Annotated in this window: 1 pseudogene; it reads right to left on the bottom strand. The window is 45.8% G+C overall.

The window, feature by feature from the left end:
- Positions 1-517, bottom strand: a pseudogene (locus tag ACFFNX_RS52200) (hypothetical protein); the annotation flags it as partial.

The following is a 517-nucleotide window of genomic DNA, read 5'->3' as shown; positions in this document are numbered from 1 at the left end:
CGTAGAGCCTCTTCAGGTCTCTAAGGACGATATCAGCTGCCTTCTCGACGGTGAGTTCAGCTTCACTGGCTTCCTCGTCTAACCTAAGGATCTGGTTGATGTGCTCACGAGATCTTAGGTTTTCGGGGATTTCACCAGTTAAAAGTAAATCTTCTTCAGGAGTTCCTTCTTCATCAGATTCTTCTTCAGTAGCTTCAGATTCAGTTTCTTCCTCGGCTCCTTCGCTTTCCTCTTCCTGGCCTTCATCACTTCCAGCACTTGCGTCTTCGGCGGCCTCGGATTCATCTTCTTTGGAGGCATCAGATTCATCATCTTGTGAACTCTCTTCTTCAGATTTTTTGTCGTCATCTTCTTTACTGTCATCCTGGGCTTGTTCTTCGGTATCCTCGCCAGATTTTCCATCTACATCGCCAGCAGCAGCATCCTCATCAGATTGCTCCTCCTTTTCTTCAGATCCGTCTTTTTCTTCATCAGATTTTTTGTCTTCTTCGTCTTCCTTGGATTCGGATTCTTTCAC

Origin of the sequence: Actinoallomurus acaciae, assembly GCF_042429965.1 — a bacterium.
Taxonomy (GTDB): Bacteria; Actinomycetota; Actinomycetes; order Streptosporangiales; family Streptosporangiaceae; genus Actinoallomurus; species Actinoallomurus acaciae.
The sequence above is the reverse complement of the archived record's forward strand: the minus strand, read 5'-3'. Positions and strand labels throughout refer to the sequence as shown.